This is a genomic window from Caviibacterium pharyngocola (assembly GCF_002795405.1).
Classification (GTDB): domain Bacteria; phylum Pseudomonadota; class Gammaproteobacteria; order Enterobacterales; family Pasteurellaceae; genus Caviibacterium; species Caviibacterium pharyngocola.
On the sequence record NZ_PHGZ01000007.1, the window covers coordinates 85652 to 94698 of the forward strand.

6 protein-coding genes are annotated in these 9047 nt (G+C 41.0%); all 6 read left to right on the forward strand.

The window, feature by feature from the left end; genetic code table 11:
• The first annotated feature begins 453 nt into the window (after nt 1–453).
• The 6 genes from glnA (at nt 454) to hcr (ending at nt 8943) form a co-directional block, all read left to right on the forward strand.
• A complete protein-coding gene (gene glnA, locus CVP04_RS03930) occupies nt 454–1872 on the forward strand; it encodes a glutamate--ammonia ligase (RefSeq protein WP_100296217.1) in 1419 nt (472 codons plus the stop codon).
• 296 nt (nt 1873–2168) lie between these two features.
• Nucleotides 2169–3749, forward strand: a complete 1581-nt coding sequence (asnB, locus tag CVP04_RS03935; RefSeq protein WP_100296218.1) for an asparagine synthase B — start codon at nt 2169–2171, stop codon at nt 3747–3749.
• A 464-nt stretch (nt 3750–4213) separates the two neighbouring features.
• Entirely contained in the window at nt 4214–5104 is an 891-nt protein-coding gene (locus CVP04_RS03940) for a carbohydrate kinase family protein (RefSeq protein ID WP_100296219.1), read from the forward strand.
• The gene (locus CVP04_RS03945; protein ID WP_100296220.1) at nt 5085–5855 is read left to right on the forward strand and encodes a hypothetical protein; all 771 of its coding nucleotides are present in this window, start codon (nt 5085–5087) and stop codon (nt 5853–5855) included. Before CVP04_RS03940 ends, CVP04_RS03945 begins: the two co-directional genes overlap by 20 nt.
• Nucleotides 5856–6187: 332 nt before the next feature.
• Nucleotides 6188–7840, forward strand: coding sequence for a hydroxylamine reductase (gene hcp, locus CVP04_RS03950; protein WP_100296221.1), 1653 nt, complete (start codon nt 6188–6190; stop codon nt 7838–7840).
• An 83-nt stretch (nt 7841–7923) separates the two neighbouring features.
• On the forward strand, nt 7924–8943 hold the full coding sequence (hcr, locus tag CVP04_RS03955; protein WP_100296222.1) for an NADH oxidoreductase: 1020 nt from the start codon (nt 7924–7926) through the stop codon (nt 8941–8943).
• The last annotated feature ends 104 nt before the right edge of the window (nt 8944–9047 follow it).

A 9047-nucleotide genomic window follows, 5' to 3' on the forward strand; every position in this document is an offset into this window, starting at 1 on the left:
GAATCGTCTTGGTTTGAGTAAAAAATAAAAAATTTCCACCGCACTTTTCATTTGTTTAAAACGTTCGCTTTTGTAGCGATAAATCCGTCACGGCGCGCATACGCCTATTCAATCTTCTAACCCGTTTACCGGTGCAAATTCGACAAAAGATGAAATTTTAAACGATTAGTGTGCGAAAGGTCGCAGATTATACAACTTTTTCCTCTTTTGAGCTATTAAATAATCGCGCTCGCCGGTTTGTATTCGACTCGGTTGCACAAAAGCCCGTTTTTATTGATCAAAAACTAATTTTTTAAACATTTTATTAGAAATAAACTTCTAAAAACAAAAATAACTTAAAAAATTTTAAAAAATCACTTGTTTTTTATAAATGATATGTTATTTTTAATTCCGTGATTTATAATAATACACAGCATCTTAACTTTAACCAGCTTAATACAGAGGATTAAACATATGTCAAACGCAAACGCCGTCGCTAATGTATTCAAACTTATTGAAGAAAACGATATTAAATTTGTTCTTCTCCGTTTCACGAATATCAAAGGTAAAGAACACGGTGTTTCTTTACCGGTCAGCTTAGTTGATGAAGATTTATTTGAAGACGGAAAAATGTTCGACGGTTCTTCCGTTGAAGGTTGGAAAGCCATTAATAAAGCGGATATGCTTTTAATGCCGATTCCGGAAACCGCTGTGGTCGATCCGTTCGCGCAAATTCCGACCCTTTCCATTCGTTGTAGCGTGTATGAGCCGAGCACAATGCAAAGCTACGATCGCGACCCGCGTTCAATCGCAACTCGCGCAGAAAACTATATGCGTTCCACCGGTATTGCCGATAATGTATTCTTCGGTCCGGAACCTGAATTCTTCTTATTCGACGACGTTCGTTTCGATTCTTCGATGAACGGCAACTCCTATGTGGTTGACGATATCGAAGCGGCGTGGAACACCAACAAACGCTACGAAAGCGGCAACAACGCTTATCGTCCGTTGAAAAAAGGCGGTTATTGCGCCGTTGCGCCGAACGATTCCGCACACGATCTTCGTTCCGAAATGTGTTTGATCTTGGAAGAAATGGGCTTAGTGATCGAAGCGCACCACCACGAAGTGGCGACTGCCGGTCAAAATGAAATTGCAACCAAATTCAATTCATTGGTGTTAAAAGCGGACGAAACCCAAATCTATAAATATGTGGTGCAAAACGTTGCCGCAGAACACGGCAAAACTGCGTGCTTTATGCCGAAACCGATTACCGGCGACAACGGCTCCGGTATGCACTGTAATATGTCGTTAAGCAAAGACGGCAAAAACTTATTCCAAGGGGATAAATATGCCGGTCTTTCCGAAACCGCACTTTATTACATCGGCGGTATCATTAAACACGCGAAAGCGTTGAATGCGTTCACCAACCCGTCCACCAACTCATACAAACGTTTGGTACCGGGATTTGAAGCGCCGGTATTGCTTGCTTACTCCGCAAGTAACCGTTCCGCTTCTATTCGTATCCCTGCAGTAACCAGCCCGAAAGCGATTCGTATCGAAGCGCGCTTCCCGGATCCGTTGGCGAACCCGTACTTAGCCTTCTCCGCATTATTAATGGCGGGCTTAGACGGTATCATCAACAAAATTCATCCGGGCGATGCAATGGATAAAAACCTTTACGATCTTCCGCCGGAAGAATTAAAAGAAATCCCTGCCGTTTCCAGCTCATTGGAAGAAGCATTAAACAACCTTGAAAAAGATTACGAATTCTTAATTCAAGGCGGCGTATTCAGTAAAGAATTTATCGATACCTTCATCGCAATGAAACGTAAAGAAGTGGAACGTTTAAATATGACTCCGCATCCGGTCGAATTCGAAATGTACTACGCATAATTTTTGAATTAATCCTAAAAACCTACCGCTCGGTAGGTTTTTTTATGGCTTGAACAAAACCTCATTTATCACTTCAAAACATGAATAAAATCTATCAATAAAAAATAAATATTAAAAAATATATAAAAATATTTCCATTTAAATAAATATTATGCTAGATTATTCGCACAATAGATAAACCGATTCTAATTGCGTAGTGCATTCGGTTGAATCAAAACGGCGTCCTTTTCAAACGGACGTGAGAGATAAACAAAGCATTCCGTGAAATCGCTTTTTAAACTTAAGGTAAAATTATTATGTGCGGATTTATTTTTTCTTCCTCTGCGCCTTCAGAGGCACTAAAACAAGGATTTGATACACTTTTTCATCGCGGGCCGGATCATCAAAGCTTAACCACCGCTTACGGTTGTACTTGGGGATTCCACCGCTTATCCATTATGGATTTAAGCCATAACGGCAACCAGCCTTTTAATCATCACGGTATTCAGCTGGTTTGTAACGGTGAAATTTATAACTATCCGCACCTTAAACAAATGTTGGAAAGCGGCTATCAATTCCGTTCCGGCAGTGATTGCGAAGTGTTAATTCCGCTTTATGAACGCGTCGGTATCGATGTAATGATGAAAATGCTTGATGCGGAATTTGCTTTAGTGTTGGTTGACGGCAAAACGGGCAAAATCTTTGCCGGACGCGATCCGATGGGCATTCGTCCAATGTTTTACGGTTATGACAAACAAAACGGCGGCATTGCCTTCGCCTCCGAAGCCAAAGCCTTAGTGCCGTTCTGTCGCGACGTTTCGCCGTTCCCGCCGGGACATTATTATGCCGACGGCGAATTTATTTGTTATAACGACATTGCCGATCCGAAAACCGTGGTCGAGCAAGATGTGGACACTATCGCCGCACATTTACGCAGCAAATTGGAAGCCGGTGTCATCAAACGCTTAAGCGCCGACGCACCGTTAGGCTTTTTATTAAGCGGCGGTTTGGATTCTTCCCTCGTTTGCGCCATCGCACAAAAACATTTGGATAAACCGATTAAAACCTTTGCTATCGGAATGGATACCGATCCGATCGATTTAAAATACGCGAAAGAAGTCGCCGAATTTTTAGGCACGGAACATACCGAAGTCATTATGACAAAAGACGAAGTGCTAGACGCCCTTGAAAAAGTGATTTGGCACTTGGAAACTTGGGACATTACCACCGTGCGAGCCAGTATCGGAATGTATTTAGTGTGTAAATATATTCGTCAACATACCGATTTAAAAGTGCTATTAACCGGCGAAGTCAGCGATGAAATTTTCGGTTATAAATACACGGATTTCGCCCCGAACGCCGCCGAATTCCAAAAAGAAGCGCAAAAACGTATTCGTGAACTATATATGTACGACGTTTTGCGCGCCGACCGTTGTCTAGCAGCGAACTCATTGGAAGCACGCGTACCGTTCAGCGACATTGATTTTGTCGATTATGCAATGAGCATTAACCCTGAACGCAAAATGAACGTTTACAACAAAGGAAAATATTTATTACGCAAAGCTTTCGAAGGATTGGATTATTTACCGGACAGTATTCTTTATCGCGAAAAAGCGGCGTTCAGCGATGCCGTCGGTCACTCGATGGTTGACCACTTAAAAGCGTTCGCCGAAAGCCGCTATTCTGATCAAGATTTGGCAAACGCGAAAAGCAAATATCCTTACGCCACGCCGTTTACCAAAGAATCCTTGTTGTATCGTGATATTTTTGAAAAATTCTATCCGGGTCAATCTCATTGGATTAAAGATTTCTGGATGCCGAACAAAGAATGGCAAGGCTGTAATGTCAACGATCCGAGCGCCCGTGTATTAGGCAACTACGGCGACAGCGGAAAATAATTAGTAAATTCTTTCATTTTCTTCTCACAAGTGCGGTCATTTTTTACCGCACTTATCCTGCCGACAAAAGGACTATTATATTTTGACGCACAGATGAAACGCCTCAAAAAAATTCAAATTCTCCGCTGATATCGAACGTACAGGTGTCATAATATTTCGTTTTCAACCCTCCGAAAAAACTTTCCATTACCGCATTAATAAATTAGAAATGAAAAGCTAGAAGAGAAAGCGGTTAATCTTTCGTATTTAATGATTAAAAATCATCCATATATTGATACTACAAAATTTTAGAAACTCAACCGCTTAAAGTGATAAATTCTTTCTAGAATATTAGGCACTTAAGTAGAAAAACAATGGTCAAAACTGTTTAAGCTGTTGACTATTACAAATATCCTTTATGCTGTATTCCATATATAATAATTTATAAAGTAGCCTTAAAATAAGAAATCATAGGGAGTTAAAATATGAAAATGCTAATAATAGGCACCAGTGCTTGGAATACAATAATATATGTAGATAAATTTATTGAAAACGCCGGAACGATTTTTGCGAGTAAATATAAAGAAGTTATCGGAGGAACAGCCGCCGGAAAGGCATTTAATTTTAAAAGGCTTGGTTTTGATACCCGCCTCGTGACAAAAATATCTGAAGACGAATCGGGTAAACGAATTAAAGAAAAAATATTGGTGGAGAAAATTGAAGGGTTTTATATTATCGATGAAATATCTACGGAAAGGCATACTAACCTAATGGATAAAAAAGGAGACCGAATTAGCATATATACGCATTATGGCAAGTCCGGTCAAGACTATGACATAAAAAGCGTATGTCAATTAATGGATGAAGCCGATCTGATTTTTCTGGATATTTGTGACTTCGTAAAAAAACTATTTCCGATTTTACCGAAATATAAAGATAAAATTGTTTTAGACATTCATAATTATGATGGTAAAAATCCTTGGCATCAGGAATTTTTACCCTATGCAAATTATATTTTTATGAGCTCGGATGCTTTAAATTCAGAGAAAGAAGTAACTGACTTAATGAACAAACTCATTGAAAATCGTTCTTTTGTTGTTTGCACTCACGGTAAAAAAGGTGCGGAAATTCTAACGAAAGAGAGAAAAACTTATTTTCAAGAAAGCATTTTAGTTGAAGATATAGTAGATAGTAACGGTGCCGGAGACTCTTTTGTCGCAGGATTTTTCTATGCCTATAGTAAAGGGCTATCCGAAATACAATGTATGAAATATGCAAGCTTGGTAGCTAAATACACGATAGAATCCGAAGAATTATATTCGCCAAACTTGACGCCTGAAAAACTGGAAACCGATTATGAAAAATACTTTAGATAAAAAGGAAGCGCTATTAGATCGATTAGACAAAATTGCAAAATCGCTTGAAAATAATGAGGGAACATTGGCTCTACTTGCCTTAGGGTCGTGCGGATTACATAACGAAAGACTTGATCAATATTCAGATCTAGATTTTTTTGTCATAGTACAAGACGGATATAAAAATCGATATATTGATAATTTATTTTGGTTAGAAAATATAAACAACATATCTTTTTCTTATAAAAATACGGTTGATGGACATAGAGTTCTTTTTCAAGATGAAATTTTTTGTGAATTTGCAATCTTTGAAAAAAGAGAATTAGCCAAGATTCCATATGATCACGGCAGGTTAGTATGGTCTCGAGATGAATTTGATAAAAACTTATGTGTTCCGATAAGATTACCGAATGATAACGATTATGAAGAATCGTGGTTAATAAATGAAATTATGACGTGTCTATATTTAGGACTCTCCAGAGAAAAGCGTGGAGAAGTCTTATCCGCTTTCTTTTTAATACAGCAAAGGGCGATTAATAGAATAATTGATTTATGGAATTCGGCGGGAGAAGAAAATCCTGTGTTCACAGACAAATTCAATAATACCAGACGTTTCGAGCAAATACATCCGACGAAAGTTAAATTGATTAGGAAATTCACCCAAGGTTATGATCATAATCAAGCATCTGCCGGAGAAATTTTAACTTATCTAGATCAAACTTATCCAATAAATCAGCATTTTAAAGATGTTATTATGCAATTATTAACTTAACGCATTGTAAATTAAATGCCGACCGGAAAGTGCGGTTAAAATGCTCTTCCTACCAAAAATCGGACTAAGTATCCGACCAATTAAGATGCAGCTCAATTTTCACCGCACTTTTTTATTTCTATATAAATCACCAGTCCATATACCTAATAAGATCGAATAATTCTCAATAAAAACAAATACTAACACTTTATAAGTAGAGTTTTCTATCTAGATCAATAAAAGGTGAAATTGATAAAAATCTTTATTGAGTTATTTATCAAAAGCTTTACTATTTGCTTGGCTAATAGCCTACTTTTTTGCTCAGTTATTTTATTTTTTTGAGGAGTGATTTTATGTATTGCATTCAATGCGAACAAACAATGCGTACACCTGTGGGAAACGGATGTAGTTACGCGCAAGGTATGTGCGGCAAAACGGCGGAAACTTCCGATTTGCAAGATTTATTAGTGGCGGCGCTACAAAGCTTGTCCGCTTGGGCGATTCAAGCGCGCGATTTAGGTATCATTGATAATCAAATCGACGCATTCAGTGCGCAAGCGTTTTTCTCTACTTTAACCAATGTGAACTTCGATTCCGACCGAATTATTCAATATGCACGCCAAGCGGAACAATATCGCGACGACTTAATTCAACGCTGTCGCGCAATCAATCCGAGTATCGAACCGGATCACCCGTTGACACACCTTAAACTCCAAGGCGATTCCATTGCCGAATTAACCAAACAAGCGGAAGATTTCGCCCTAAATCTTGATCGCGCCGACATCGGCGAAGATTTACACGGCGTGCGTATGCTTTGCTTATACGGTTTGAAAGGTGCGGCGGCATATATGGAACACGCTTATGTTTTGGGTCAGTTCGATAACGAAGTGTATCGCCAATTCCACGGCTATATGGCGTGGCTCGGCACGCAACCGTCCGATTTAAACGAATTACTCACCAACGCGCTCGGCATCGGTAATATGAACTTCCAAGTAATGGCGCTGTTGGATAAAGGCGAAACGGCGGCGTTCGGCAATCCTGTTCCTTCTACAGTCAACGTCAAACCTGTGGCAGGCAAATGTATTTTGATTTCCGGACACGATTTGAAAGATCTGAAAGCCCTTTTGGAACAAACCGAAGGAACCGGCATCAATATCTATACTCACGGTGAAATGTTGCCGGCGCACGGTTATCCGGAATTGAAAAAATATTCGCACTTAGTCGGCAACTACGGTAGCGGCTGGCAAAATCAACAAAAAGAATTCGCCAAATTCCCGGGACCGATCGTAATGACCTCAAACTGTATCATCGATCCGAATGTGGGTAATTACGCCGATCGCATTTTCACCCGCAGCATTGTCGGCTGGCCGGGTGTAACCCATTTAGACGATCGTGATTTCAGCCAAGTGATCGCCAAAGCACAAGCAATGGCAGGCTTCCCGTACAGCGAATTGGAACACCAAATTACCGTCGGTTTCGGTCGCCAAACCTTGCTTGACGCCTCCGACGCCGTAATTAACTTAGTCGCCGAGAAAAAATTACGTCACGTTTTCCTTGTGGGCGGTTGTGACGGCAGCAAAGGCGAACGCAGTTATTACACCGATTTCGCGCGCCAAGTGCCGTCCGATTGTGCCATTTTGACATTAGGTTGCGGTAAATATCGCTTCAATAAATTAGATTTCGGCACGATCGAAGGCTTACCGCGTTTACTGGACGTCGGTCAATGTAACGACGCCTATTCCGCCATTATGCTTGCGGTGAATTTGTCACAAAAATTAGGTATCGGCGTCAACGAATTGCCGCTTACTTTAGTGCTTTCTTGGTTCGAACAAAAAGCTATCGTGATTTTGCTCACGCTATTGGCATTAGGCGTACAAAATATCTATACCGGCCCAAGCGCACCGGCATTCTTAACCGATAACGTAATGGCGTTGTTGAACGAGAAATTCGGCTTAAAAGGCTTAACCACGCCGGAACAAGATATGGCTGAAGCATTAGCGAAATAATCGTGATCATTAAAGTGCGGTCGATTTTAGCGTTTTTTTATAAAACTCGGCTAAAAAAGACCGCACTTTTATAGGAATAATCTATGTCTAACCCAAATCCACTTTGTACTAATGAAATGCAAGTACATTCGATCGTTCAAGAAACGGACGATGTTTATACGCTTGAATTAATCGCGCAAGATTTTTATCCTTACGAACCGGGTCAATACGCACTGATTAGTATTAAAAACACGCCGGATATTGCACGCGCCTATACCCTTTCCTCCACGCCCGGTATTAGCCGTTTTATTACTCTCACCGTGCGCCGCATTCCGAACGGAATCGGATCGAATTGGATCACCTCAGAAGTGAAAGTCGGCGACAGTTTGTGGTTGTCTGATCCGATGGGCGAATTTACTTGCGCCAAGATCCACGCCGATCGCTATCTTTTGGTCGCCGGCGGCTGCGGCGTGACGCCGATAATGTCGATGACACGCTGGTTGTTGGTGAATAAACCCGATGTAGCGGTGACCGTCATTTATAGCGTTCATTCGCCGAAAGACGTCATTTTTAAACGGGAATGGCAATTACTCAAAGATCAATATCCGCAACTTCAACTGTTTATGAACACAAGTACGGATGTTGAAGAAGGCTTTCGTGCCGGCAGAATTAGCCCGGCAATGTTAAGCGAATTGGTGCCGAATATCGCCGATTACACGGTGTTAACTTGCGGGCCGGAAAGCTATATGAAAGATCTGCAAGCCATGACGGAAAGTCTCGGCGTGCCGCCGGAACGTTTCTTTTTGGAACAATTCCACTCCTCCGCCGAAAATTGCTTAATCGACAACAGCCGACGCTTCACCTTAAGCATCACCAATCCGGTGGAACAAACCTTCTCCGTACCGGTCGGAATGACTTTGCTCGCCGCGCTGGAAGAACATAAACAACCGATTATCGCCGCCTGCCGCAGCGGAATTTGCGGCTCGTGCAAAACCAAAATTATCCGCGGCGACTATGAAACCGACAGCCAAGCGACATTAACAGAAACGGACATCGCCGAAGGCTATGTACTAGCGTGCAGCTGCCGATTAAAAGGCAATGTCACGGTAGATTTAATGCCTTAGTTTGCCGATTTCCGCCATAAAAAAACCGAATGTTGTTACATTCGGTTAGACTGATGACAAACCTGATTTAAATCGTATTTTATGCGTAGGATGGGCTTTAGCCC